Origin of the sequence: Acrocarpospora pleiomorpha (genome assembly GCF_009687885.1) — a bacterium.
In the GTDB taxonomy this organism is placed as follows: domain Bacteria; phylum Actinomycetota; class Actinomycetes; order Streptosporangiales; family Streptosporangiaceae; genus Acrocarpospora; species Acrocarpospora pleiomorpha.
The window spans coordinates 138,477-163,128 of the sequence record NZ_BLAF01000012.1; the positions used below are offsets into that span (position 1 = coordinate 138,477).

General features: G+C 68.0%; 24 protein-coding genes. 10 read left to right on the top strand and 14 right to left on the bottom strand.

Features of this window, described 5'->3' with window-relative positions; genetic code table 11:
* Positions 1-132 precede the first annotated feature (132 nt).
* A complete protein-coding gene (locus Aple_RS12150; RefSeq protein ID WP_218038268.1) occupies positions 133-1,731 on the top strand; it encodes a phosphodiester glycosidase family protein in 1,599 nt (532 codons plus the stop codon).
* 110 nt (positions 1,732-1,841) lie between these two features.
* Here Aple_RS12150 and Aple_RS12155 read toward each other — a convergent pair whose 3' ends face one another.
* Positions 1,842-2,018 carry a hypothetical protein gene (locus Aple_RS12155; RefSeq protein WP_155344646.1) on the bottom strand — a complete coding sequence of 59 codons (177 nt, stop codon included), beginning with the start codon at positions 2,016-2,018 and terminating at the stop codon, positions 1,842-1,844.
* A 65-nt stretch (positions 2,019-2,083) separates the two neighbouring features.
* Here Aple_RS12155 and Aple_RS12160 point away from each other — a divergent pair, with 65 nt between their 5' ends.
* The 3 genes from Aple_RS12160 (at position 2,084) to Aple_RS12170 (ending at position 5,779) form a co-directional block, all read left to right on the top strand.
* Positions 2,084-2,668, top strand: coding sequence for a SigE family RNA polymerase sigma factor (locus Aple_RS12160; protein ID WP_218038269.1), 585 nt, complete (start codon positions 2,084-2,086; stop codon positions 2,666-2,668).
* The gene (locus tag Aple_RS12165) at positions 2,665-3,462 is read left to right on the top strand and encodes a hypothetical protein (RefSeq protein ID WP_155344647.1); all 798 of its coding nucleotides are present in this window, start codon (positions 2,665-2,667) and stop codon (positions 3,460-3,462) included. The genes Aple_RS12160 and Aple_RS12165 overlap by 4 nt, the downstream gene beginning before the upstream one ends.
* 421 nt (positions 3,463-3,883) lie before the next feature.
* Positions 3,884-5,779, top strand: coding sequence for a VWA domain-containing protein (locus Aple_RS12170; protein ID WP_170321422.1), 1,896 nt, complete (start codon positions 3,884-3,886; stop codon positions 5,777-5,779).
* A 52-nt stretch (positions 5,780-5,831) separates the two neighbouring features.
* Here the strand turns inward: Aple_RS12170 and Aple_RS12175 are convergent, their stop codons facing one another.
* The gene (locus tag Aple_RS12175; RefSeq protein ID WP_155344649.1) at positions 5,832-6,542 is read right to left on the bottom strand and encodes a class I SAM-dependent methyltransferase; all 711 of its coding nucleotides are present in this window, start codon (positions 6,540-6,542) and stop codon (positions 5,832-5,834) included.
* Between the two features lie 146 nt (positions 6,543-6,688).
* Between Aple_RS12175 and Aple_RS12180 the strand changes: the two genes are divergently transcribed.
* Positions 6,689-7,369, top strand: coding sequence for a dihydrofolate reductase family protein (locus tag Aple_RS12180; RefSeq protein WP_246264396.1), 681 nt, complete (start codon positions 6,689-6,691; stop codon positions 7,367-7,369).
* Between the two features lie 151 nt (positions 7,370-7,520).
* On the opposite strand, the gene Aple_RS12185 is transcribed toward Aple_RS12180, so the two are convergent.
* Entirely contained in the window at positions 7,521-7,904 is a 384-nt protein-coding gene (locus Aple_RS12185; protein WP_155344650.1) for a PPOX class F420-dependent oxidoreductase, read from the bottom strand.
* Between the two features lie 581 nt (positions 7,905-8,485).
* Between Aple_RS12185 and Aple_RS12195 the strand changes: the two genes are divergently transcribed.
* The 3 genes from Aple_RS12195 to Aple_RS12205 are packed head-to-tail and all read left to right on the top strand — an operon-like array spanning position 8,486 to position 11,137.
* Positions 8,486-9,325: a CPBP family intramembrane glutamic endopeptidase gene (locus tag Aple_RS12195; protein ID WP_218038270.1), complete on the top strand. Its 840-nt coding sequence runs from the start codon at positions 8,486-8,488 to the stop codon at positions 9,323-9,325.
* Positions 9,322-10,449: a sensor histidine kinase gene (locus tag Aple_RS12200; RefSeq protein WP_218038271.1), complete on the top strand. Its 1,128-nt coding sequence runs from the start codon at positions 9,322-9,324 to the stop codon at positions 10,447-10,449. Before Aple_RS12195 ends, Aple_RS12200 begins: the two co-directional genes overlap by 4 nt.
* A gap of 4 nt (positions 10,450-10,453) precedes the next feature.
* Positions 10,454-11,137: a response regulator gene (locus tag Aple_RS12205; RefSeq protein ID WP_155344651.1), complete on the top strand. Its 684-nt coding sequence runs from the start codon at positions 10,454-10,456 to the stop codon at positions 11,135-11,137.
* Between the two features lie 164 nt (positions 11,138-11,301).
* Here Aple_RS12205 and Aple_RS12210 read toward each other — a convergent pair whose 3' ends face one another.
* Together Aple_RS12210 and Aple_RS12215 are read right to left on the bottom strand one after the other, a co-directional pair.
* Positions 11,302-12,234, bottom strand: a complete 933-nt coding sequence (locus Aple_RS12210; RefSeq protein ID WP_155344652.1) for a MerR family transcriptional regulator — start codon at positions 12,232-12,234, stop codon at positions 11,302-11,304.
* Between the two features lie 33 nt (positions 12,235-12,267).
* Positions 12,268-12,654 carry a hypothetical protein gene (locus Aple_RS12215; protein WP_246264398.1) on the bottom strand — a complete coding sequence of 129 codons (387 nt, stop codon included), beginning with the start codon at positions 12,652-12,654 and terminating at the stop codon, positions 12,268-12,270.
* A gap of 157 nt (positions 12,655-12,811) precedes the next feature.
* Here Aple_RS12215 and Aple_RS12220 point away from each other — a divergent pair, with 157 nt between their 5' ends.
* Positions 12,812-13,741, top strand: coding sequence for an ankyrin repeat domain-containing protein (locus Aple_RS12220; RefSeq protein WP_155344653.1), 930 nt, complete (start codon positions 12,812-12,814; stop codon positions 13,739-13,741).
* A gap of 21 nt (positions 13,742-13,762) precedes the next feature.
* On the opposite strand, the gene Aple_RS12225 is transcribed toward Aple_RS12220, so the two are convergent.
* Positions 13,763-14,449, bottom strand: a complete 687-nt coding sequence (locus Aple_RS12225) for an SDR family NAD(P)-dependent oxidoreductase (RefSeq protein WP_155344654.1) — start codon at positions 14,447-14,449, stop codon at positions 13,763-13,765.
* Between the two features lie 73 nt (positions 14,450-14,522).
* Between Aple_RS12225 and Aple_RS12230 the strand changes: the two genes are divergently transcribed.
* Positions 14,523-14,954, top strand: coding sequence for a GNAT family N-acetyltransferase (locus tag Aple_RS12230; RefSeq protein WP_246264400.1), 432 nt, complete (start codon positions 14,523-14,525; stop codon positions 14,952-14,954).
* A gap of 370 nt (positions 14,955-15,324) precedes the next feature.
* On the opposite strand, the gene Aple_RS12235 is transcribed toward Aple_RS12230, so the two are convergent.
* The 8 genes from Aple_RS12235 to Aple_RS12270 all read right to left on the bottom strand — a co-directional run bounded on the left by Aple_RS12235 (position 15,325) and on the right by Aple_RS12270 (position 24,618).
* The gene (locus tag Aple_RS12235) at positions 15,325-15,792 is read right to left on the bottom strand and encodes a hypothetical protein (protein ID WP_155344655.1); all 468 of its coding nucleotides are present in this window, start codon (positions 15,790-15,792) and stop codon (positions 15,325-15,327) included.
* A 345-nt stretch (positions 15,793-16,137) separates the two neighbouring features.
* A complete protein-coding gene (locus tag Aple_RS12240) occupies positions 16,138-16,347 on the bottom strand; it encodes a hypothetical protein (RefSeq protein ID WP_155344656.1) in 210 nt (69 codons plus the stop codon).
* Between the two features lie 70 nt (positions 16,348-16,417).
* Entirely contained in the window at positions 16,418-17,545 is a 1,128-nt protein-coding gene (locus Aple_RS12245) for an FAD-dependent monooxygenase (protein ID WP_155344657.1), read from the bottom strand.
* Between the two features lie 189 nt (positions 17,546-17,734).
* Positions 17,735-18,463, bottom strand: a complete 729-nt coding sequence (locus tag Aple_RS12250) for a DUF6193 family natural product biosynthesis protein (protein WP_218038272.1) — start codon at positions 18,461-18,463, stop codon at positions 17,735-17,737.
* A gap of 377 nt (positions 18,464-18,840) precedes the next feature.
* Positions 18,841-19,425 (bottom strand): DUF6461 domain-containing protein, encoded by a 585-nt coding sequence (locus tag Aple_RS12255; RefSeq protein WP_155344659.1) that lies wholly within the window; start codon positions 19,423-19,425, stop codon positions 18,841-18,843.
* Between the two features lie 310 nt (positions 19,426-19,735).
* Entirely contained in the window at positions 19,736-20,719 is a 984-nt protein-coding gene (locus Aple_RS12260) for an epimerase (RefSeq protein ID WP_246264402.1), read from the bottom strand.
* A 160-nt stretch (positions 20,720-20,879) separates the two neighbouring features.
* Positions 20,880-22,415 (bottom strand): carboxylesterase/lipase family protein, encoded by a 1,536-nt coding sequence (locus Aple_RS12265; protein ID WP_218038273.1) that lies wholly within the window; start codon positions 22,413-22,415, stop codon positions 20,880-20,882.
* 133 nt (positions 22,416-22,548) lie between these two features.
* Positions 22,549-24,618: a prolyl oligopeptidase family serine peptidase gene (locus Aple_RS12270; RefSeq protein ID WP_155344661.1), complete on the bottom strand. Its 2,070-nt coding sequence runs from the start codon at positions 24,616-24,618 to the stop codon at positions 22,549-22,551.
* Between the last annotated feature and the right edge of the window lie 34 nt (positions 24,619-24,652).

Consider the following 24,652-nt stretch of genomic DNA (forward strand, 5'->3'; position numbering starts at 1 on the left):
CCAGTGGGTGAGCGGACAGTGAAGACCGCGGGCCGTGGGCGGTTTCGACGTCGTAGAAGCGGGCGATGATGATCGCCAGGGGGAGTGCGGCTCGGCTGTTGGCGAGTCGCGGGGCGGGGACAGGGTGGAGTCGTGCAGGTCGGTCGTATCACTCGTGCGGGGCTCGGCATGGCCATCGCGCTGGCCGTCGCGGTGCCAGGGCCGATCTCCGGTGTGGTAGCGGCGGATACGCCGCCCATCCCGGCTGCCGGAACCACGGCGGAGTGGACCACGCGAACCGTCGCGCCCGGCGTGGAGGTGCGGACCGGAACGCTCAGGAACGCCGCCGCCTCGCCCAGCTGGACGGTCACCGTGCGGGCCCCCGTCAAGGCCCGGTTCACCGGCGCCCGGGCCTGGGCCGCGGTGGGGACCGAGTCGTGGGCCTCGGAAACCGCTGACATGTTGCGCACCGCCGGGTTCGAGCCGGCAGTGCGGCAGATACCGTGGCCGGACTACAGCGACACTCCCGGCGGTCCCATGGGCGTGCGGGTCAGGATCGGCTCGTACGCGACGCGGAACGCGGCGAAGAGCATCGCCTCCCAGGTCACCGTGGCCGGCTTTCACCCCGCCGTCGAGTGGACGGGCTATGACGCCGACCAGCCGGCCGATGTGCGGAACATCCATGTCGCGGTCATCGATCCCCGCACCTTCCTCGGCTCGATCACGGCCACCCACGAGGGCGACGTGACCGATCGGCGGCCGACGTCCTCGGTGGCCGCCACGCTCGGTTCGCTGGTGGGCGTCAACGGCGGCTTCTTCATCACCTCCGATGACGACGGCGTCCAGGGCACCCCGGCCGGGATAGGCGCGTACGACGGCGAGCTCACGTCGATGGCGGTGGGCTCGCGCGCGGCGCTGATCCTCACGGACGGCGGCCGGCGCAGCCGGATCACCGATCTGACCACGACCGTCACCGCACGCGCCGGCCGCTCCTCCTACGCCGTCCAGGGCATCAACCGCACGCCGGGGCTGGTGCGCGACTGCGGCCGTACCGGCGGGAAGCCCACCGAGGAGCCGCGCCAGGACGTCACCTGCACCGAGACCGACGACTTGGTCAGGTTCACCTCCGAATACGTTCACGCGCTTCCCACCGGCCCGGGCGTCCAGGTGGTGCTGAACTCCAGGGACCGCGCGGTGTCGATCGGCCGCCGGGGCGGCGCCGTTCCCCCCGACCACACCGTGCTCCAGGGCATCGGCTCGGCGGCCGACTGGCTCACCGCCCGCGCCGAGGTGGGCAGGAAGATCTCCGTGACGGAGGTCATCCGGGACGCCGACGGCCGACGGGTCAGGCTCGACGCGGACGACAGCATCGTCAGCGCCGCCCCGACCCTGGTGGAGGACGGGCGGACCCACATCGACGCCGCCGCCGAAGGCGTCGTCGACCCGGTGGACCTGTCCTTCGGCTACACCTGGGCGAACAAGCGCCAGCCCCGCACGATGGCCGGCATCGACCGGCGGGGCCGGCTCCTGCTGGTCACGGTGGACGGCCGCCTCAGCGGCGGCAGCGAAGGCTTCACGCTCACCGAGGGCGCGGCCTTCATGCGGTCACTCGGAGCGGTACAGGCGCTGAACCTGGACGGCGGAGGCTCCACGGCCATGGCCGTGAACGGGACACTCGTGAACCGCCCGTCGGACCCAACCGGCGAACGCCCTGTCGGCGACACGATCCAGGTACTCCCCCGGACCCCCTGACACATTGCGACCGTTTCGAACAGACTTTCAGGACCCGCAAGAAGTACGCTTTTCTTGGCTACGAATTTGGTTGGTCCATAACATCCCGGCGAGGCCTCAGGTGCCTGTCATCACGTGGAAGCGGTAGCCGATCCGCCGAAGTTGCTCTTGACGGTGATGCGTAGGGGGTTGAAGACCCAGCCCCGCTGTTCCGCGTAGCGGCCGCCGCCTTGGTTGGTGAGCGTGAGTCCCGGCCCGTTCTCTCCCTCGGTGAGTGCGATCGAAACCAGATCACGCCCGATCGGCACGAACGTCGTGACAACGATTCGGGCCTCTGCTGCGTGGTGAAGAGCAGGAGATGGGAGAAGACGGCATGAATCCGGAGCGAGCCCGCCTCCCCATGGCTGAGGGTGGAGAGCTTGGGGCGGACCATGACGCTGTCGCGTTCCTGCGCGTCGGCGTGGTCGGCGACCGTGACGAGCAGTTCGCCGCATTCGTCGACGCCGCCGGCCCGTACCTGCTGCACACCGCGGAACTGCTGTGCGGCGACAAGGCCCGTGCCCAGGATCTGGTCCAGGCGACTTTCGAGCGCACCTACCGATCCTGGAGCAAGGCGCGCGACGGCGACCCCCGCGCCTACGCGCGCCGCATCCTGGTGAACCTGCGCATCGACGGCTGGCGGCGCACCCGCCGCGAACTCCTGTCGGCACCCGGCGAACTGCCCGACCCGACGACACCCGACCACGCCGCCGCCGTCACCGCCCGCGGCACAGTGGTCCACGCACTCGCGCGACTGCCGGTCACCCAACGACGCGTGGTCGTCTTGCGTCACCTGCTCGACCTGACCGAACCCGAGGTCGCCCGCGAGCTCGGCATCTCGGTCGGAACAGTCAAATCCCACAACGCCCGCGCACTGACCAGACTGCGCGAGATCCTCTCAGAGGGTGATCGGTCATGAGCCCCCGAACCGGCCCGCGCACCCCGGACGACGTCGTCACCCACCTGCGCGAGGCCGCCCACGCAATACCCGACGTGCGGTTCGACACTCCAGCCGTACTCGCGACGGCACAGCGGGCGCTGCGCCGCCGCCGACGCCGGCAGACCGTCGCCGGCGCCGTCACGGCCGGGCTGCTCGCGTTGACCGTGGCCAGCCCGGTACGCCTGCCGGGCGTCGGCACCCTGACCATGCCCGGCGGCCACCAGGTACGCACCGTACTCGGCCTCGAAGACCCGGCCGCCCCCGCTCCCGCGCGGCCCGGCTTCGACCTGAGCGAACTGCTCGGCCTGTTCACCTCCGAGCCGCCCTCACCCGAGACGATGGCCGAGGAGGTCGCGAGCCTGCAAACCCACGTCCTGCCCGTGCTCAAAGACATCCAGCCCACCTGGTACGAGCAAGCCCCTTGCGACATCCTGGAATACCCACGCGGCACGTTCAGCGACAACGGAACATGCGGAGGCCGCCCAGCCGAGCAGCCGTTCGACGCCCTCGCGCGCGCCAACCTCAACCGGATCCTCGCCGCCGTCGAGCAAAGCGGAGTCCCCACCAACGAGCTGATGAACGCGAGGTACGCCCCAGACGGCACCGTCAAGTCCGCCGGCTTCCTACGCTCCGGCGGCGGGATCGAGTGGAACTTCGCCTACCTGTACTCCCCCGACGAACAACCACGCGAGTGGCAGAGCGCCCTGGGTCCCGTCACCATCACCCCGATCGGAGACACCGGCTGGTGGTTCGAGAAGTCACCGAACGACTGAACCGCAGCCGAAGGCAATCGACGCACGAGCGTACTCGGCACGCGCGCATGACCGGACATAATTCGGCTACAGCTCTTGTCGCATCAACGAATCCATCGACCTCATTGACGCCCCGATCGGTGGAAATGAATTTTCTTCACATTACTTGATCGCGGTTGCATTGGATTACACGAGAAGTCAGAATGTTGACGCCACACAAAAGCGTGTGCCACGATCCGGAACTAAATTTCCAGCGATGCTGGATGTGCACGGCGCGCGGCGCCCAAAAGATTTCAGGTTTGGACCCAAAGGCGGAAGTAGTCGGCTAGATTCATTCGGTCGCACCCGTTCTCCCTGACCACTCCTGAAACGGATCTCGGCCATGTACTTGTTAGGCAATAGGACGAACACCCGATGGTACGTCACCGGGGCGATCGCCATAGTGACAGTTCTGTCGTCGGTGGTTTTGGCCCCGCACTCTCAAGCAGCAGGAAGTCGCGCGGTCATCTTCTTGGTCGACACGTCGGGTTCGATGGCCGGCACGAAGCTCGGTCAGGCCAAGAGTGCGCTGAACGCCAGCGTCAACGCACTGTCACAGGCTGACGTTGCGGGACTACAGAATTTTGGCGGCAATTGCGGGGACGGCGGGACGCTGCAGGTCCCGCCCAGCTCAACGAACCGCACCGAGCTTCACGAGGCCATCGATGGCCTTTCGGCATCCGGCGGTACACCCACGACGGACGCGCTCGAGCTGGCTGCAGCAAATTTCCCGTCGGCTGCGACGGAGAAGATCCTGGTCCTGGTGTCAGACGGTGAGAGCACTTGCGGGGATCCGTGCCCGACCGCGAAGCAGCTGCACGACCAATTGGGTATTTCTTTTACTGCGTACACCGTCGGATTCCAGACCAGCGGGCAAGCCGAGACCGAGCTGTCCTGCATTGCGGACGCCACTGGTGGGAAGTACTTCGCAGCGACCGACACTGAAGGTATTCGAAACGCCATCAACGCGGCGTTGGGCTCGACACCGGTGGCCTGTCCAGCACTGGGCCAATCGATTTCGGCAACCCTGCGCAAGTACGGCGTCTACCCTGACCCCGAAGCGATGAAGCCATACATGATCGAGTATGGCAACCTTCCGCTGACCTTCACGTCGGTCGAGCTATCGCCCGGCGCCTCCTGCTCAGTGCAGTCCAATAATGGTTCCCTGCCCGTAAATCTCGTCTTTGGCGCCCCGCCCCTCGGTTTCGCGGTGACCATCGGTACGAGTACCACCCAGGCCAAGCTTGATTTCTTCCGGGCGCCGTCGAGTGAGGTGCCCAGCGTGGCGTGTAACTTCGCCGAGCTGAAAGCCAGCAGCGGGCTGGATTCCGTACCCACTCCGGCCGTTTTCGGCGGCGTGGACAAGTGCTTCCTCAACGCGGCGCGCGCCACCGCGGGCGGTGTCGTAGTCCGCTGGACGATCCCGGGCTTTACCGAGGAATGGAAGGACCCGACCTCCACTGTCCACAAGTACGTGTTCACGACCCGGTCAATGGAGTTCTACGTCGACCTGACGACTCTACTCAACAGCACCAGCGTGGCGAGCGTGCCGTTCGCTGATCTGGTGGACCTTGTAGAGAACTACATCCACGTCACGCTGGTCAACAACCTGCCGCACCTGATGAGTATTGCGGCAGTCCAGGACCCGCCAGCGCACTTGACGGTCCAGGATCCGTTGGGCCGCACCATCGGGTTCTCACGTGGCTCGCAATCCTACGCCGGCACGGGATACGTGGAGCAGGGAAACCACTCCGCCGCATGGATCGTCAACCCCGCGCCGGGGCGGTACGTTGTTACGGCGTCGGGACAGCCGCGCAGCAGTTTCCAGACGGAGTTCAGCGTCTCACAGCTCCTGGGTCACGGCGACCTGCCGCTGACATCGACGGTTGCCTGGAGTTCCCGACTCTCCAACCGGGGCACTGCAACTCGCTCGTTCACCGTGCCGAAGGTGTCGTCGACGCCCACGCTGCGCCTCCGTGTCGCTGGCTGCTCGCCGTCCCAGGGAATCGTTGTCAAGAAGGCCAACGCGACTGTGACCTACTCCCTGAGGGGCTCTACGTTCCCTCTGGGCGTACGCGAGATCCGTTGGAACTTCGGCGATCAGAAGCAGGCCGTCGGTCTGACGGCCAAGCACAAGTTCCGGGTGAGTGGACGGTACCTGGGTTCGGTGACGGTGATCGACCAGGCCGGGCAGAGCACGACGGTGAACCTCCCGACGATCGTCGTCCGGGCCCACCATTCATTGACGCCGAAATCCCCCCAGAGGCCGACCCTTCCCGCAGGGAAGGCAACACGGTAATCCAGGGCCGCCGGTGTTGCGCCGCTCTATGGAGTCCCGCCAGTTGTACCCCTTAGTTTCTGCGTGCGAGGACGAGCCGGCACCGTGGGCTGCCGTCCTCGCGTCGGCCGAGGGCCGTCAAGGGGACTGTTGTCACGGTGAATCCGGCTGCTGTCAGGTCGTTGCGGACCGCGTTCAGGTAGCAGGTGCCGTAGTACATGACGAAGGGGGGACGCCACACGGCATTTCGTACCTGCATGGCCAGGTCGAATCCGAGCAGCGTCCAGTACCTGCGCGATGTGATGGGCGGCGGCGCGCCGATCGGGAAGGCGAAGAGTCCGTCAGGCCGTAACGCGCGGTACACGCCAGCGAAGAGCGAGAGCCGTTGGGCGGGCAGGAAGTGTCCGAGCGCTCCGAAGCTGACGGCGAGGTCGAAGTCCTCGGCGAAGGGCAGGGCTCGAGCGTCGGACTGTACCCATTCGGCGTCCGGGTGTGTTCGGCGCGCTTGCGCGAGCATGCCGGTGCTGAAGTCGACACCCGTGATCCGTCCTTGGCACAGGGGTTTGAGGGTCCGCATGCCTGCGCCGGTGCCGCAGCACACGTCCAGTCCCTGCCCGAACGGCCCGAGCGGACGCAGAGCGTCGGTGGTTGCGTCAAGGACGCTATCGGGAGTGCGAAAGGGCGTGTGTTCGAATTTGGGGGCGAGCAGGTCGTAGCCGCGCTCGACCGAGGACAGCGCCTGGACCGTCAGTTCACGCAGCGAGGGGCCTTGGGGCGAAAACACCAACTAAGGGTACTTCTCGGATGCCGGGCGGACTGTCGGCTACGGGGTCGCGCATAGACACAGGACAGCCGGCGAGCCTGTGCCCTGGATGGTCGGGTGCTCGGCGAGCGTTCGATGAGTTCGCGTCCGGACGCCGGTGTAAGTTCGTGCCGGAAAACGAGCCAGAACACCAGGAGGAGGACACCATGGGCATGATCCACATCGACCTGTTCGCGACGCTCGACCTGGTTGGCCAGGCACCGGGTGATGCCGAGGAGGACCCCGACGGCTTTCCGTTCGGGGGATGGCAGGCGCCCTTGTTCGACGAGACGGTCGGCCAGCACGTCGGTGCCGGCATGCAGGGTATGGACGCCCTGCTCCTGGGCCGCAAGACCTACGACATCTTCGCCGCGTTCTGGCCGAATCAGGCCGACGGCGTCGACGGCGGGGTCGCCACGCTGTTCAACAGCATCCCGAAGTACGTCGCCTCGCGAGGCAACCCGGATCTTGACTGGGCGGGCTCGACGCAGCTGGGACCCGACCTGGTGAGCGCCGTGCACGAGCTACGTGACAAGCACGAGCACGTCCACGTGATCGGAAGCCTGAACCTGGTGCAGACCCTCCTGCACGAGCGCCTCTTCGACCGGCTCGACCTGTGGGTCTTCCCCATCATGCTCGGCGTCGGCAAGAAGGTGTTCGACGGCGGTACGGTGCCTGCCAACCTGGTGCTCCTCGAGCCGCCCGTCGCTTCGTCCAAAGGCGCGGTGCTCCTGCGTTACGGCCTCGGTACGGGAACCCCCGGCACCGGGGACATGCGGCGCGAAGACCGCGGCGTCGGTTCGAGCTGAAGCACGGACGCTTCCCGCGCGGGCGGGCGGACTTTCGTGACGAGGTGGTGACAGACCAAGACGCTGGCCCGCAGCTTGGGCCTGTATCGGGCGCGACCGGAATGCGGCAGAAGGGGACCGCAGCACAGGGTCATGGGTGGGTAGGGGCGGCTCAGCTGACGCCGACGGTCTGCCGCTCGGGCTCGACGACGGCGACGACGCGTTCCTCTCCTCGGGGATAGGGCTTGCCGGTGTACTTCGTTGCGATCTGGTCGATGATCTCCCAGGCCGAGTCGCCTTCGAGCCATTCGGTGACCCGACCGCGGACGATGACGGGCAGGAACGGGTTGTCGGCGGGGGCCATGGAGAGCGCCACTCGCGGGTCGCGACGCAGGTTGCGGGCCTTGCGCGAGTGCGGACCGGTGAGGAAGACAACGTGGTCGCCGTGAGTGCCGACCCAGAGCGGGACGGTGTGGGGCGAGCCGTCCGGTAGGACGGTGGCGAGGTGGGCCAGCGAGGTGCCGTCGAGAACGTGGCGTACGTCGGGGTTGAGCATCTTCTTCTCCTTGCGGGGGGTTGTCGGCGGCATAGTCGGCGACTGCGGTGGCGGCGTCGAAAGCGGGCGAACCCGCTGTTAGCGGGCGGTGTGGGCGCTGATCATCGCCAGGGCGCCGGTGGATGAGGATCAGCGCTCAACCTCGTAATGGAGGTGGTGACTCCCGGCGCCCGGGTCGCGCCCGGTGATGTAACCGTCGACCGACACCGCGTGGGCACTGAAGACCTTGCTCATCTTGACGACTCCTTCTTGGGTTCCTTCAAGAGACTCCATGACCATAACATCCAGAGTTCCTTGAGGGAACCCCAAGTGCGGGCCGATCGGGTTGTGCAGGTGGTCGTCGTACTCATCAGCCGTTGCGCATCCCGAGGAAAAAGACCGCCACCACGGCGATCACGACAGTGGCCATGCCCATGCTCCCTGCGTGCCATAACAGCCTGTTCGGAAAGGACAGGATGCCGCTGTGCGCGCTACGTCGCTTTCATGAACCTGCTATTGGGCTGCGCATCCCCCGCGAGAGCTACAGAAATCGTCCTCTCGATGGTGATTCGCGGACATCACCGCCTTTCTAGCGTTGCCTCATGGATCAATCGCCAAGGGAGGCCATGATGGGCACGACGCCCGCCGAACGCCACGAGAGAGGTGGTCGTCTGGTCCGGATCGTCCGCTCGCCGCTGGGCTGGATGCTGACGGGGTTGGTCGGCATCGCCGCGGTCTCGGCCGTGACCGGCGCGCTACCGTTGCTGGGGGCGGTCGCCGCAGTGGGGGTTTATTGGGCGGTCATGCGCTACGTCGCGAAGCGGCCCACGCCGGAGCTGGCCCGGCGGGGGGCCGCGCGGGAGGTGCTGGTCGGCGGCGGGATCGGCCTGGGCTTCGTGTTCCTGTCCACTCTCCTCATCACGGCGTTCGGGGGCTATTCGTTCTCCTGGGCGGGCAACAGCTTCTTTCCGGTCGTGATCGCCGCGGCGGCGACGATGGCAGCCACGGCGATCACGGAGGAGCTGATGTTCCGCGGCCTGGCCCTGCAGGCCCTGGAGCGGCTGGCCGGCAGCCGCATCGCACTCACGCTCACCGCGGTGTTCTTCGGCTTCGCGCACCTGGCCAACCCCGGTGCCAGCCTGTGGAGCTCGGTGGCCATCGCCATCGAGGCCGGAGTACTGCTGGGCGCGGCGTTCCTGTGGCGGCGCAGCATCTGGTTCGTCGTGGGTCTGCACTTCACCTGGAACACCACCGTGCAGCTGCTCGGCATCCCGGTTTCCGGGCACGCCGCCGAAGGGAGCCTCCTGACCGCGCACGTCACCGGCCCGGCCCTGCTGACCGGTGGGAGTTTCGGGCTGGAAGCGTCGATCATCACGGTTATGGTCGGGCTGGCGCTCGCCGTACCTATGCTGGTCTTCGCTCGCAGGAGGGAAGCGGTGTGACGCGGGACGAGTACGGCAAGGACGGCGCCCTGGCGCTGCTCCTTGCCCTGCTGGCCTTCGTGCCGGTGCTGTCGAAGATCGGGACACAGCTCGGCGACCTGTTCGCCCGGCCTGTGGACGCGCTGGGCATCGGACTGACCTTGGCGCAGGCCCTGCCACTCGTGGCCCGCCGCCGGTGGCCCGCGGTCTGCCTGCTGATCGTCGGGGGCGCGTTCGCGGCGCATCAGTCGCTGGGCTTTCCGACCACGTTCGCCAGCTTGGGGCTGTACCTGGCGCTTTATGCGGCCGGGGCCTACCAAGTGTCCTTCCGCCCCGCTCTGGTCGTCGTCGGGAGCGCGGGCTATGCCCTGCTGGCTGTCGGTCTGCACGGCCTGGGTTCGCCCCAGGGCGTACCGGATTATCTGGCGTTCTACCTGAGCCTGGCCGTGGCATGGCTGGCCGGAGGCGCCGTGCGGAGGTGGCGGATGCACGAGGTCGAGCGGCGGCGGCTGGCCGCCGAGGTGGCCACAGCTGCCGAGCGGGCACGCATCGCGCGGGAGCTGCACGACGTGGTGACCCATCACGTGACGGCCATGGTGGTCCAGGCCGACGCGGCGCAGTTCGTACTGACGTCCGCGCCGGAGCGGGCCGGCGAGGGGCTCGCGGCGGTCAGCGACACCGGCCGCCGCGCGTTGACGGAGCTGCGCTACCTGCTGGATGTGCTGGAGGCGACCGGCGCGTCGGCCTCGGCGGACCGAGCGCCCACCTTGGGCAAGGTGAAGGACCTGATCGAGCAGGCCAGGATGTCGGGTCAGCCCGTCGAGTGGGACGAGCAGGGCCTGCGGCGGCCGCAGAGCGTGGAGGTGGAACTGGCCGCTTACCGCGTGGTGCAGGAGGCACTCACCAATGCCATGAAACACGCGGCCGGGCGGCCGACCGTCGTTCAGATCCGGTACGGCGAGCAGATCGAGATCGACGTGACCACCAACGGGCCCGCCCTCGCCGCACCGAGCACCACAGGACGGGGGCTGGCAGGACTGCGCGAGCGGGTACGGATGATCGATGGTGAACTGGTGACCGGACCCCGGCCCGACGGCGGGTTCGGCGTCCGTGCCGTGATTCCGTGCAAGCCCGTCCAGGAGTGACTCGATGAGCAGCGATCCGATCCAGGTGCTCGTCTGCGACGACCAGCCGCTGGTACGCACCGGATACGTCACCATCTTCTCCGCGCAGCCCGACATGGAAGTCGTCGGAGAGGCCGACAACGGGCACGCGGCCGTGGAAGCCGCGCAACGGCTGCTCCCCGACGTGGTCGTCATGGACATCCGCATGCCCCTGCTCGACGGCATCGAGGCCACCCGGCGGCTGGCCGGCCCCGACGCCGTCGCACCACCGAAGGTCCTGGTCGTCACCACCTTCAACGTCGACGCGTACGTCTACGACGCGTTGCGCGCCGGAGCCAGCGGCTTCCTCCTCAAGGACGCGCCCCCGGCCGAGCTGGTGGGCGGCGTCCGCACGGTCGCCCGGGGAGAGGCGCTGCTGGCACCCGCCGTCACCCGATCGCTCATCGGCCACTACGCGGAACGGCTGCGCCCCTCAGACACCTCCCGGCCCGCCAGAGAAGAACTCATCCGCGCGCTGACCCGCCGCGAACTCGACGTGCTCGAGCTGATCGCCGCAGGCCTGTCGAACGCGGAGATCGCCGAGACGCTGTTCATCGCCTCCGAGACCGTCAAGACATATGTGTCGCGGATCCTGACGAAACTCGGCCTCCGCGACCGCGTCCAAGCGGTCGTCCTCGCCTACCGGGTGGGACTGGTATCGGGTCGGTAGGCGCGCGCACCTTCTGGACGGCATAGGCGATGCCGCACAGGAGCGGCACGAGGTCGCCAGATCGGGGCGGACCACCTCGGCCTCTCGGCCCACTGGAGCAAGGCGACGGCAGCGTGAGGGCCGGTTCACCACGCATGTCCGCGCGGAGAAGGCGGAGAGCGACCTCACCGACCCGCGCGCAGAGCCTGGCTGAACCAGCCGAACAGCGGCGCCATGCTCGGCGGCACCGGCCAGCCGTTGATCACCGCGAGCAGCTGCATGTAACGCTCGGCGAGCGGTTCGTCGGCCGCCTCCAGGCGGTCCAGCATCCAGTCCCGCAGGTGGGCGTCGTCGGCGCGGCCGAAGGTCTGCGCGTACCGGGTGGCGAGGGCGCCGACGATGGCGGCCGCCTGCGGCGACGCGGAGTCCACACCCGCGGCCACCGCCGCGCCGACGCGGTCGCGGACCTCCTCCGTGAGCTCGTGGTGCAGCCCCGTGGTGTCGCCCTGGGCGCGCTCGGCCGCCTGGTACTCGGCCAGCCGGCGGACCGCCGCGCGAAACTCCGGGTCCTGGACCAGTTCGGCCAGCTCCGCCCAGGCGTCCACCTGCTCGGGATCAGGGTCGTCGGGCAGGTCCGGCATGGCCGAGCGCATCATCGCGACCCACTCGGGATTGGCGTCGAGATCGCCGAAGACCTCGTCGATGAAGCCGGTGACGAGGCGGTGGCGTTCCTCGTTGGAGAGTTTGGCGAGCCTGTGCATGAGTTCCGTCTCCTCTAGCGTCGATCCCCGTCTGGCCACCGCGCGCAGCACGGCTCGGCGCAGCCGCAGGATGCGGATCTGCACGTCCAGCGCCTCGGCGTGCTCCTCGGCGACCTGCGCCACCGGAAGATCGCGTTCCAGCAGGCGCTGCACGGTGGGCAGATCGATCCCCAGCTCGCGCAGCGTGCGCACGAACTCCAGCCGGGCCAGCGCGCCGACGTCGTACAACCGGTAACCGGCGGGACTGCGGGTGGTGGGCGGCACGAGCCCGCGTTCGGAGTAGAACCTGATCGCCTTCACCGTAAGCCCGGTACGCCGGGCCAGGTCTCCGATCGTCAGCAGCACGTCACCGTCCATGCGCCCACTCTGCCGTCTCCCCTCAGGGGAGACTCAACCGCAATAACCGGGATCTTCACGGCTGCGGACGGTGGATTTGAGTAGCCTCTGTCCCGGACGCAGTGCCTTCAGATATGCCCATAGCTGGGGGTTCTCGGTCGCGGACCGTGAGAGCAGGACCTGCCGCTCTTGGAGATCAACGGCGATCACCTCGGCGGAGACTCGGCCGCCGACTTCAAGGATTTCAGCAGCCGATCGCCCAAAGGACCGCCAGGAAAGATCGAGCGGACCGATGATGCCGACCGGATCCCTGGCGAACACGTCGAGGAGCACCGTCGCCTCCGAGTCTGTGACCTCCGCGACAGTTCCAGCGAGGAGATCGCCGACGTTCACCGTCCTCAGAAATGCGGTGAGGGACTGTTCGTCGTCCACTATCCCCATGGCTCCAAGGATTCCGGCTGGCGTGACCTCTGGCTAGTGGCACGCCGGGGCCGATCGAAATGTCAGTCCGATCCGCCATGCTGGCCGCTCAAGGACGTCCACGTAGGTCCGTACAAGGAGCGCCGTTATCAACGCAGAGGGAGCCAACTGGTCCTGGATGGCTTTGCAGGACTGGACCAAGATCCAATCGGTTCGTGCCCGGCTCGACGCGGGTGCCGACCCGAACGCCGGGCCGTCTCACGGCTCGCCGTTGCATCTCGCGGCCAGATGGGGTTCGCCGGATGTGGTCGAGGAGCTGGCCGCGCTCGTGGACGATGTCGACACCGAGTATGAGGGCCGTACCGCGCTTTGGACGGCCATCTTCGCCAACCGTCCCGAGAACGCCGACATCCTGGTCGACGCCGACGCGGACCCATGGCGGCCGATGATGTCCGGATGGTCCCCCGGACGGCTCAGTTTGGCCACCCCAATACCCGACATGTACGACATGCCTCCCGGGGAAGCCGGGCTGTCCGCCGCGGAGGCCGAGGCCGTGGCGGAGGCTGGACGCCTGATCGCGGCGTTGGGCCGATTCCCCTACGACGGTGTCAGCCTGGCTTGTGTGGCCGGAGTCCACGCGGCCGAGGCGGTACGACGCCTTGGAGCCACACCCGCCGCCGACTACGTTGAAGCGATCATGTATGAGCCTCTGGCGAACTATGACGAGAGCCTGGCCATCGTCGGGGTCACCGACGCGCCCGGCGGATGCGTCGTCTCGCACCCCTGCGGGTTCACCGCGTCGACACCCGCAATCATGAAACAGCTGTCGGTCCGCACCGTGTGCTACGGCATGTACGCCAACCCCAAGAGCGGCAACCAGGGCAGCGTCACCCGCGATGGCGTACTGGAGGATTGGGACACCCACCCCGGCGGGGGTGACGTGCTCGCCGACGCGCCGTCAGACGAAGTTCTCGCCTCGTATCTTTACCAGCGCAAAGCCGTGGCCTACTGCTGCGCCCGCGCGGGCCTGCGACTGCCCGACGCCCGAGCGATCATCGGTCCACCCGACATGTGGGTGAAGCTGCCCCAACAGGACCACTGGCGCTAAACACCCCCACCGACATGTCCCTCACCCTGGCGGGCGCGGCGAGGGCAGTACGGACAGCTCGCAGGCGTAGGCGTCAATTGGTGCGCTCAGCACCCAGACGATCATCGCGGCCAGCGTCTGTGGCTGGATGCACAGCTCGGGATCGTACGGGCGCCCGAAGGCCCGCCTGACCTCACCCAGCAAGTCGGTCGCCGTCGCTGCGGGATAGACCGTGGTGACGCGTATCCCATGGGCGGCCTCTTCCTCGCGCAGTGAATCGGCCAACTCCCGCAGCGCCGCCTTGCTGGCGACGAACGCCGACCAGCGGGGGATGCCCGTCATCCCGGGTGAAGCGTTGACGAAGATCACGTGGCCCTTGGACCGTCGCAACGCGGGCAGCGTCAGCCGTACCAGCTCTGCGGCGGAGGCCACGTTCACCGCCAGCGTCCGCCGCCATGTCTCGGGGCCGGCGTCGGCGACGGCTTCGATGGGGGAGATTCCCGCGCAATGCACCAGCGCGTGCACCTCCCCCAATTCCCCCGCATCCTCCAGTGCTCCCACGGCGGCGGCCAGCGTCCCTGGTTCGGCCAGATCCGCCTCAATCCCCCGCACGTCCAGCCGCGCCACGCCGCGCCCCACGGCAGTCACCCGATGCCCAGCCTCCACGAGCGCGCCGACCAGCGCCGTCCCAATCCCTCCGGTGGCTCCAGTCACCAGCACATTTCCCATAACGGCCCCCTATTTCGCGCGCAATACCCGATCATGGCCCCCGGGGAAGTGGCACACAACATCCCTTCTGTACGTGCCTGGCTCTGGACTTCTGGCGGAATTTCAGGGCGGGCTGCCCAGCCCCGACGCCACCTATCACGGCGACCGGCTGCGCTCGGCGTTCGAGGACGACGACTGGGCGGCCTACCTGTTCACCAGCGGCGACCGGCCTGTCGGGTTCTCATTCGTGCGCGCGCTGTCCGGCCCTGCGCGCGTGCTGAACAGCTTCTTCGTGGTACGCGGCGCGCGCCGGTCCGGGATCGGGATGAAAGTTGTGCGGGAGGTGATCTCCCGCCACCCCGGCCCCTGGAAGATCGCCTTCCAGGACTCGAACACGGCGGCCGTCGCGTTCTGGCGGCGCGTCGCCACCGAGATCGCCGGCGACGCGTGGACGGAGGAGCGCCGGCCCGTGCCGAACCGTCCCGACGTACCCCCGGACGTCTGGATCTCCTTCACCACCGCCTGACCAGGGATCAAATGGAAGCGTAACCGGCGGGGCCCGTGGTGAACGTGCCCCGGCCCTGCGTCAGGAAGGGGGTCGCACCTACTACGCGCGAACTGGTGAGCGTCCGGCGCGAGTGCCTGGACCGGATGCTGCTCGTCGGGCGGCGGCATCTGCACACCGTCCTAGTCGACTACATTGATCATCACAACGCTACCGGCCGCACCAGACGCTGCCGGACAGGTGCGCAACTTGCCCACCGCTAGCCGATACAGGCACCCCGCGATCGCCTTGTCGGACTGATCCACGAGTACGCCCAGGCCGCATAGGGGTGACGAATTTCCCGGCACCGTCTATGCGGACTTCACCTAGCCGGGTGACCTGCGTGCCAAAATCAGATATGGGCTATGACCTGGCGTACGGGATGGCCCAAGGCGTTCGCGAAAGCTGCCAGTTCCTTGTCGTTGAACCAGCCTCGATCCGGGTTCCAAATAGCGATCTCAAACCGCGCGAAGCCGCAGGGCCAGTCGTAGTCCAGCGCGTCCAGTGAGGTCTGGCCGCCGCAGCACGGAACCTGAATCGCCAATGTGGTGAAGCCCTCTTCGTCACGAACCTCAGTGAGCTCGGCCCACCACTCGGTGTCGATCGAAGCAGCGCAGAGCGGGCAGCCGATCTTTATCAGGTTGGACCCGCAGTCGACAACGGTGAGGCTCTCATGCCAGGTGACTTCGATCTCGACGTCCACGCCGTCAGGGGTTCCGGGGGCGAGTTCCGCCGCGAGCGCGGCGGCACGTTCGGCGGCGTCTCGCTCAGGTTGCCAGTACGGATCGGCCGGGATGATCGAGAGCACGTCGTCACTCATTGCCCCTCGCAGCATGCCTGGGATGCATGCCGACAGATAGTACATGCCTACCTATAGAAGGCATCCTGACCGGGATTCGCGGGGCGAAGGTCGCGGACGATGACATGCCCTGGGCCCTTCGGGGCAACACAGTCCGGGCCGTGCACATCAAGGTGGTCGAGGTCGGTGGGAAAGGCGGCGGCAGGCCCGAGGTGTCCGCGATCGAGGTCGAAGACGATACGCGTACCGCTGCCGACCGGCGCATCGATTTCCCGGGGCTCGGCGAGCGGCCGGATGCCGGCGAGCTCCTGGCGACGATCTCCGCAGGCAGCGGAGCCAAGAGCAACCCCACAGGCGCCCTCACCCTCATCCTGTACACCGCCGCCCGATCCCCACGCCCTGGCCGAACTGCTGGGCGCCTTCCTCCCCGTCAACACCGCACTGGGCGAACCGCGCGCGGCGCTGGACCCCTGGCCGCTGGCTGGTCACCTGCGCCTGCCCAGCCAGGGCGCGACCCAGCAGGCCCGCGATGTGACCGGGATGGGGGACGTTGTCCAGCACCAGCAGCCACCCCATGGCAGGCCAGCCAGCCGACCGCCGCGAGGGCTTGGTCGTCGTCGAGTTGCCGCACGGCGACGCTAAACGGCTATCGCTCCGAGAAGCGGTCGAGCCGTAGGTTGACGTCGGGAAACGAGCCGTCGCCGAACAGGATCCGCGACGCCAAGGCACGACCGGGACGACTGCGTAGTAAGGTCACTGCCGCCTCTACCGCGGCGGGGGATCGGATGCCGGCGAACACGCGGCGCAGCAACAGTCGGCCGCGGAACCGGGTCCGTAACGCGCCCCCGTCGTAGCGGCGTAACACGCGTTGGTCGCCGGTGCGCAGGTACCCGGCGGTGACCGCCGCGGCGAGTTCGGACATGCGTAAGCAGGGGTCCAATCCCCCGGCGGTCAGCGGCGACACCGCGCCCGCCGCGTCCCCGACCAGCAGCCCGGCAGGACACGCCAACCGCCGCAGCACACCGCCGACCGGGATCGGACCACCTCGACGCTCGACCGGACCGGCGGGCGCCCCGCGGCCGGGCGCGTCCGCGGCGAAAGCGTCCAGCAGAGGGCGGATACCGGTGCGCATCGCGTCCGGATATCCTGCGACGCCAACATGCGCGTGCTGGCCGTCGTCGATGACCCACCCCAGGTACCCCGGAGCTACCCGGGGGTCCAGCACGCAGTGGAACGCCGGGGTGGTCGTGCCCGACGCGATCGGGTGGACGATCTCGGCACCGACGAGAAGGCGCCGGTTGACATCGAGGCCGAGATCACGAGCCACCCGGGAGCGGGCGCCGTCCGCGCCGACGATGAACCGGGCCATCACCGGTTCCGCACCCGCGAACCGCACAAAACCCATCGACACGTCGACGTACCGAACGCCCAAGAGGACCCGTGCCCCAGCTGACTCCGCCGCACGGAGCGCGTGCTCGTAGATGGCCGGCATGTCGGCTACGCGGTACTCGTCCCGGTCACTGGTGAGCCGGATCGGTGCCCGCCGCGACGGCGGATACAACAGCACGTCCCGGACGCCAGGCCCGAGCAGGTGGTCGGGCAGGTCGAAGTCATCGAGGGTGCGGCGTACGAAGATCCCCGTCGTGCGGATGCCCGTCGACAGCGACCTGCGGCTGTCGACGACCATCACATTCAGTTCCCGTTGCGCCAGCAGGCGGGATGTGTGCAGGCCAGCCAGACCCGCCCCCACGACCAGTACATCCACTGTCTGCATACTCTGGGACGGTAGGGGCGATGCCCCACCCGCGCGACCGTTTGCACGCTACCCGCACCGTACCTCCACACCGCCGCCACACGGGTCCTGGAAACAACGGAGATGCCGGTCATCCGTCCGTTTCTAGGCTGAGCTCAGAGACCCTCCAACCTGAACATCCGTTAGAAATTTCGCCGGACCGCAGCAACTTCAAGGATGCGTAGGCCGGTCGTTCGGACCGAGGTCAGCTGGAAGTCGGTTCACTGCGATGCTGATCGCTTCGGCAGGTGTGGGAACCCGGGTCAGCGCCGGGCCGTTCGACCATTCCCTGATGGTGTAGCCGCCTCCCCGAGAAGCTTCTATGGAGACAAAGCTCGGAGTGAAGGGGTACGGGGTGGCGGAAAAGCTCAGCGCCCAGTGGCTGGTATAGGGATAGAGCTTGCATAGCTTGGGTTCGGCGTAGGCCGCCTCGATGAGCGCCTGGTATTCAGGCCAGTCGGATTGCTGGGCGTCCTTGAGCGTGTACTGCCACTGTGCGGCGATGACGTCAGCGGAATTGCCGTCCGGCACCTCAAATCGCCCAGTCAGGAGATCGAAGTCCGCAGCTTGGTCGATCTCCTGGAGAGTGGCACCTTCAGCCCAGCCGTGCACCAAAGCTGGGACGTCGTTCAAGTCGTCCGTGACGCCCTCAATCAGGATCCCATTGTTCGCGGAACCACAGATACGCCACCGCCGTTCGAAAACCCATGCGGACACGAACAGCGCTTCGCGGTGCGGGACAACGCTGGGAGCTGTGGCATGACGCAATGGATCCGACGCGCTGGCAACCATGCTGAGAGACAGACCTTGATCGGCCGCCATAGCTTGTAGCGCTGCAGCAAGACTCCCTAGCTCGGCCACATCCGGATACAAGACTGCTGGGTCTGGTTCTTTCCTCATCAACGGCTCCGATCAGGAGACATGCGAAAAGAGATCGTAACCGCGACAGCTATCGAGATCTGTACGCAGCCGCCAAGAAGAGCTAGGGAGGCCAGCCAACAAACTCTGGGAACCACAGAATCCCACAGGCTGAACCACTCTCAGCCGCCGTCTATGCCTGGGGGTCACAGCTCGATCAACTGCGGACGGTTCGGCGGCGCCAACTATCGGTCCCATCCGCCAGCTATCGATCAAAGCCTCACTTGACGTTGGGGGCGTTAGTTGGCCCCTGAGCGCGATAGATGGCCCACCTGGGAACGCGAATCTCGCGGGAGCTTGCAGCGGCGTGGTCCACCGGCTGCGACTGGCCCGAGGGGGTCACAGACGATGGATCCGGCTCACCTCGGTTCGAGGATGACTCCGCACAGGTAGGTGGACCCCTCCAGCAGCTCCGGTGTCAGCGTGATGCCGGTGAGATGCTCGGCCAGGAGGAACGCCGGCCCGTCGCTGGGGTAGAGGTGCCTGTAGTCGGCGTCGATCCGCTGCATGGTCTTCACGACCTCATCCGGTACCTCTTCCGAGTAACCTTCATCAGCGATGAAGCAGAACCGGATCTCTCCATCTTCGCTCCAGTAGCAGTACTCGACGCCTTCGACGTCGCGGAAGTGGGAGACGAGGCGGGTTCCCGCCGACAGCGAAGCGATGATTTCTTCATCGATGCCGAGCCCACCGTTGGGCTCAACGATGAACACCCAGTCGCCTATGGTCGTGGCGCCGAGAAACGCGGTGTCGTAGCTGTTCCTGTGGCGAGTCTCGATCAGCTCCTCAAGCGTCATGGGCGTGAAATCCTCCGGCCGACCACCGAGCCGGAGCACCAGCTGCTCGGGTGCCAGGCCGCGGAGGTAGGTGAAGCAGTAGGCCTCCGCCAGCTCGGGGAAGCGCTCGTAGGAGAACCAGGCGTAGTCGCCAGGGGTCGCGATCATTTCGTCATCCTCGCAGCGCCAGGCACAGGCAGGCGCACGAGTTCGTGCTGCCCCTGGTGGAGAAATTCGCGCCGTCCCCTGGCCACGATCCACGTCACACGATCATCCGGCAGAGTGAGCACGTGGCCCAGATGGCCATGCATGTCGATGGCACTTTCGGCTATCACCAGTGGTTCCTGTTCGACGACGTGTGGGCCGCCGCCTACCCCGATCTGGCCGCCTCACTGCCGCACTACGGTCGTACGAGGGGCGACATGCCGACGTCCGACGACGACGCTCCCAGCACGAGGTCGGACCGGGCGGCTGAGTGTTACGGTCCTGGTGGGCGGCTGCGGGCCACGAGATCGCGGGCGGCGTCCAGCCATTCGGGCAGGTCGAAGGTGAAGCCCGCGTCGACCAGTCGTCCCGGCACGACCCGCCGACTCTTCAGCAGCAGTTCGGTGTCGCTGCGCGCCACGAACGCGCCGATCTCCGCCATCCATCGGGCGGCAGGCAACCCCACCCGTACGCCTACCGCCTGGCGCAGACCCGCCATAAACGCCCGCATCGGCAACGGATTGGGTGAGGCCAGGTTGACCGGCCCGGCCAGGTCATCACCTACCAGCAGGAACTTGACCGCGCGCACGAAGTCGCGATCGTGAATCCACGACATGTACTGCCGCCCACCGGCGACCGGCCCGCCCAAGCCCGACCGGGCCAGCCGCCACAACGTGTCGAACGGCCCGCCCCGGCCGGGCGCCATCACCATGCTGGTGCGTAGCGCGACCTTCCGCGTAGCTGGGGTTTCCGCCGCGAGCTGCGCGTTCTCCCAGTTCCGGGCGATGTCGACGCTGAACCCCCAGTAGGCGGGAACGCCGGGCTCGCCGCCGCCGATGACCCCGGTCGCCTCGTCGTTGGCGTGGTCGAAGCTGTGCGCGTATATGGTGGCGGTGCTCATCTGGAGCCACACCTTCGGCGGGCGGGCTGCCGCGGCGACAGCCGTACCGACGGCGGTGGCGGACTCCACCCGCGAGTCCATCATCTGCCGCAGGTTCTCCTTGGTGTAACGGCAGTTCACACTGCGTCCGGCCAGGTTGATCACCGCGTCCACGCCGTCGAGCTCGGCCGCCCACGCACCCGCCGTGCGGCCGTCCCACAGCACCGTACGCGCACCGGGCACCCGCGTCCCCGCGTGCCTACTGAGCACGACCACCTCGTGGCCCGCACCCGCGAGGGCGCCGGAGAGCAGCACCCCTAAATGTCCGGTCCCACCCGGTATCACGATCTTCATGGCATCCCCGCTTCCGATCGACACACCATCCTCCTCGACCGGTGCGCATCAGGCGGGGTCGGGGGCGTGAAGTTCAGCGCACGACCATCCCGGAACAGAACATCACCAATAAAGGAACTTCCGCTCCACCATGTCGATCGTCTTGCCCAGCGCATTGACAAGCTCGGCAAGTAGCTCCCGTGGCTCACACCGGCCGCGCGAGCAGTGGGAGCGCCGGGAAGGTGTGGTTCTGCCACAGCAGTCGCGAGGTCTCTTCCGGGTACGCGGCGACCATCGACGGCATGTCGAAGAGCTGTGCGAGGCGGTGGTCGGTGTCGTACGGAGGCCAGCCCGGGTCGCCGTGAGCGGCGAATGCCGTCCACGCCCTGCGGATCTGCGCGGAGAGCTCCTCCGCCGCCGGGGAGGGCGGGTCGCCGATCAGCATGGCGGGCTGTCCGCTGCTCAGGTTGCCGAAGACGAGCGGCACGTCCAGGCCGTGGCAGGCGCCGAGGCCACCGCCCATTCCCGGGGCGGACCAGGTCAGTTCGTAGAGGTGGGCCTGGCCGCCGCCGGCGATCTGCGCGTCGGCGAGGTGGAGGCTCGGCATGCGGAACAGCCAGTCCGCGTTGACCAGTTCGTACAGCTCCTCATCGGTTGCGGCCGGGAAGGCCTCACGGTACCGGCGGGCGCCGTCCGGGTCGGGGGCGAGCATGTGCAGAGCGGTCTCGGTCTGCTCGTGCGTGACCTGGCCGAGCACGCCGTCGATCAGGCTGAACAACCGGTGCTCGTCACGGGTGTGCCCGACGAGAAGCTCGACGTCCCGGGCGGCGCCGTCGGCCAGCGCCCGCCAAGGGGTCGCCGGCAGGACGTCACCGTCGACGACCGGTGCGTACGGGATCGGCCGGTGTGTGATCTGCCCCCAGCGGTCCCGCCATTGGACCATCTTGGCGAAGACCGCGTCGCCCACGGCGGGCAGCTGGGCCGGGGCCACCGCCGACAGGCTGGACACCGTGGGCCGTACCCCAAGCTCGGCGGCGAAGGCGGCGGCGATGTCGGCGGCCAGTTCGGGTGAGAAGAACGTCCCCGGCACGCTCTGCGCGATCGCCCGGCGGAAGAGCCCGGCGGCGCGCGGCATGGCGAGCAGCGCGGCGACCGATCCGCCGCCCGCCGACTCGCCGAAGACCGTGACCCGGTCCGGGTCGCCGCCGAACACCCGGATGTTGTTTCGCACCCACTGCAAGGCCGCGACCTGGTCGAGCAGTCCCCGGTTGGCCGGGGCTCCGTCGATCTGCGCGAAACCCTCAATACCGAGACGGTAGTTGAGGGTCACGACCACGGCTCCGCTCCCGGCCAGGTGCCCGGCGTCGTATTCCGGGAGGCTGGAGTTGCCGATGGCGTAAGCGCCGCCGGGGATCCACACCATCACCGGGAGCCCTGCCGCCGGATCCGGTTCCGGGGTCCAGACGTTGAGCGTCAACCAGTCGTCTCCGGCGGTGTCCTGGGACACCCCGAGTACGCCGGACTGCGGGGGCGGCGGGCCGTACACGACCGCCGGGCGCACGCCGTCCCAGCTGCGCACCGGCTGCGGCGCGGCGAAACGGAGGGCGCCGACCGGCGGCTCGGCGAACGGGATGCCGCGGAAGACCGCCAGGCCCGCCTCCCGGCCGCCGCGCAGGACGCCGGCCACCGTGCGGACTTCCGGCCCGGACTCGGACGACTTGCTGGATACGCTGACGGCCACTTTGCGGCTTCCTCTCCGTTCCCGCTCTGCTCCTGCGCGGCCGAGCATCGCAGCGCACGCCATCCACGGGCAAACCATTTTGGGGCAGCCCACATGAGCCTGAGTTGATCTTGAACGCTTCCCGGGCCTGCCGCTATGTGGTGTAGTCATTCAGGGGTTGCTGGAGAAGGTTACGGCGTAGGAAGTCCAGCTCCAGCAGGAGCAGGTTCTCGGCGACCTTCTCCTGGGCGGCCATATGGGAGACCCCGGGCAGCGGCAGGACGGTGTGCGGGCGGCCAGCGGCCAGCAGTGCGGCGGACAGTCTCAGCGTATGGGCGGCGAAGACGTTGTCGTCGGCCAGACCGTGCACGAGCATGAGCGGGCGGCGCAGGTTCGGGGCGTCGGCGATGAGGGAGCTGCGGTCATATACCTGGGGGTGCTCGTCGGGGTGGCCCAGGTAGCGTTCTTGCCAGTGGGTGTCGTACAGGCGGGTGTCGGTGACCGGTGCGCCCGCGATGGCGGCGTGGAAGACGTCGGGCCGGCGCAGTACGGCCCCGGCCGCCAGATACCCGCCGTCTGACCAGCCACGGATCGCCACCCGGCCCAGGTCCAGGTCGGGGAAACGGCCGGCGGCCGCGTGCAGCGCGTCAACCTGGTCTTCCAGCGTCACGCTCAGCTGATCGAGGTGGATGGCCCGCTCCCAGACCGGTCCCCGGCCCGGCGTGCCGCGCCCGTCCACGACCAGCACGGCGAAGCCCTGGTCGGCGAACCACTGCGAGACCGCGAAGTCGTCCAGCCCGCGCAGGACCAGAGCGCCGGCGGGCCCTGCGTACGGGTCGAGCAGGACCGGCAGCCGCCGCGAGCCCGGCACGTGCCCGGCCGGGAACATGATCGCGCCGCGCAGCTCCCGCTTGCCCAGCGACACCAGTTCCACCCTCGGACGCAGGACCGGAACCGCGCCGTTCGAGGTGATCCGCGTGGCCGCCCGCCCATCGGTCACCGTGACATGAACCCCGTGCTCCGCCAAGGTGCGGGTGACCACCAGCGTGACGCCACCGCCGCGCGTTCCGGTGTGCACCCCCGGCTCGGAGGTCACCCTGACCAGCCCTTCGGCTCTGGAGTAGCTGTACAGGTGGCGTTCGGTCGGCTCGTCGCAACACTGCGCCAGTACGGTGTCACCGTCCACCGCCAGGATCCGCAGCACCTGCAGACCCGGCGGCGTGACCAGGTCCTCCCCCACCATCAGTCGGCGGGTGTCGTCGCGGTCCACCGTCCAGACCAGCTCCCCGCTCGCCGTACGGGCGGGCGTCCCGCGCACGAGCGCCAGCCAGGCGTCGTCGGTGTCCTCGCGCAGCAGCGTGGTTGCGCCTGTCTCGGGGTCGGCCTCCAGAACGCGGGTGGTGCGCTGGTCGCGGCTTTGCACCAGCACCAGCAGGCCCTGCCCGGTCCATGACACCGCCGCGACGTACTCGAACGCCGTCCTGTCCCACATCACTTCGGTGCGCTCTCCCGCCGGCGTGGTCAGCCAGAGCGTCACTTCGGCGTTGGCGGTACCGGCCGCCGGATAGGCCATGATCCTGGGCGGCCCGGCGGGGTCGGCGGGGTCGGACAGGTGCCATTTGCTCACCCCGGCGTTGTCCACGCGCGCCACCAGCAGGCGCGTGCCGTCGGGCGCCCACCAGTAGCCCCTGTGCCTAGCCATCGACTCGGCCGCCACATGCTCGGGCAGTCCCCAGGTCACTTCGGGCCCGTCGGGTGTCAGCACCGGCCTGCCATCGACGTGCAGCGCGCCGTCGGACACGTGGGCGACATGTCGCCCGGCCGGGTCCAGGCGCGGGTCGGAGCCGGTCACACCGAGCGGGGTGATCACGCCGGTCAGCAGGTCAACGGTGTGTAACTCGCCGTCGAGCGCGTAGACGGCTTTGGTGACGGCGGCGTCGGTGGCATAGGCGACGACGCCGCTCGCGCGTTCGCGCGTGCGTTCCCTGCGTGCACGCTCCGCCTCCGGCAATGCCGCGCCCGTCGGGGTGCCGGCATCCACGAGCAGACGCTCCTGCCCCATGTCCACCGTCAGCGTCCACAGCTGGTTCACCGGGTCGTCACCGGCCGAGGACCTGAGGAAGACCACCCGGGCACCGTCCGGGGAGATCGTGAAGTCCCTGGGGACGCCGAGCGTGAAACGGGCCGTGCGGGCATGCTGCCGGGGAAGGGTGAGAAGAGGCATGGCGGATCATAGGCACGGGCTATCAGCCCGCCGC

Bases quoted from the DNA above. Each gene is read 5' to 3' on its own strand.
- Aple_RS12250 (WP_218038272.1), bottom strand. From the start codon at position 18,463: ATGAGGAAAGAACCAGACCCAGCAGTCTTGTATCCGGATGTGGCCGAG.
- Aple_RS12225 (WP_155344654.1), bottom strand. From the start codon at position 14,449: ATGGGAAATGTGCTGGTGACTGGAGCCACCGGAGGGATTGGGACGGCG.
- Aple_RS12235 (WP_155344655.1), bottom strand. From the start codon at position 15,792: ATGAGTGACGACGTGCTCTCGATCATCCCGGCCGATCCGTACTGGCAA.
- Aple_RS12270 (WP_155344661.1), bottom strand. From the start codon at position 24,618: ATGCCTCTTCTCACCCTTCCCCGGCAGCATGCCCGCACGGCCCGTTTC.
- Aple_RS12210 (WP_155344652.1), bottom strand. From the start codon at position 12,234: ATGGACGGTGACGTGCTGCTGACGATCGGAGACCTGGCCCGGCGTACC.
- Aple_RS12205 (WP_155344651.1), top strand. From the start codon at position 10,454: ATGAGCAGCGATCCGATCCAGGTGCTCGTCTGCGACGACCAGCCGCTG.
- Aple_RS12195 (WP_218038270.1), top strand. From the start codon at position 8,486: ATGGATCAATCGCCAAGGGAGGCCATGATGGGCACGACGCCCGCCGAA.
- Aple_RS12220 (WP_155344653.1), top strand. From the start codon at position 12,812: ATGGCTTTGCAGGACTGGACCAAGATCCAATCGGTTCGTGCCCGGCTC.
- Aple_RS12245 (WP_155344657.1), bottom strand. From the start codon at position 17,545: ATGCAGACAGTGGATGTACTGGTCGTGGGGGCGGGTCTGGCTGGCCTG.
- Aple_RS12160 (WP_218038269.1), top strand. From the start codon at position 2,084: ATGAATCCGGAGCGAGCCCGCCTCCCCATGGCTGAGGGTGGAGAGCTT.
- Aple_RS12215 (WP_246264398.1), bottom strand. From the start codon at position 12,654: ATGGGGATAGTGGACGACGAACAGTCCCTCACCGCATTTCTGAGGACG.
- Aple_RS12255 (WP_155344659.1), bottom strand. From the start codon at position 19,425: ATGATCGCGACCCCTGGCGACTACGCCTGGTTCTCCTACGAGCGCTTC.
- Aple_RS12185 (WP_155344650.1), bottom strand. From the start codon at position 7,904: ATGCTCAACCCCGACGTACGCCACGTTCTCGACGGCACCTCGCTGGCC.
- Aple_RS12165 (WP_155344647.1), top strand. From the start codon at position 2,665: ATGAGCCCCCGAACCGGCCCGCGCACCCCGGACGACGTCGTCACCCAC.
- Aple_RS12240 (WP_155344656.1), bottom strand. From the start codon at position 16,347: ATGGGGTGGCTGCTGGTGCTGGACAACGTCCCCCATCCCGGTCACATC.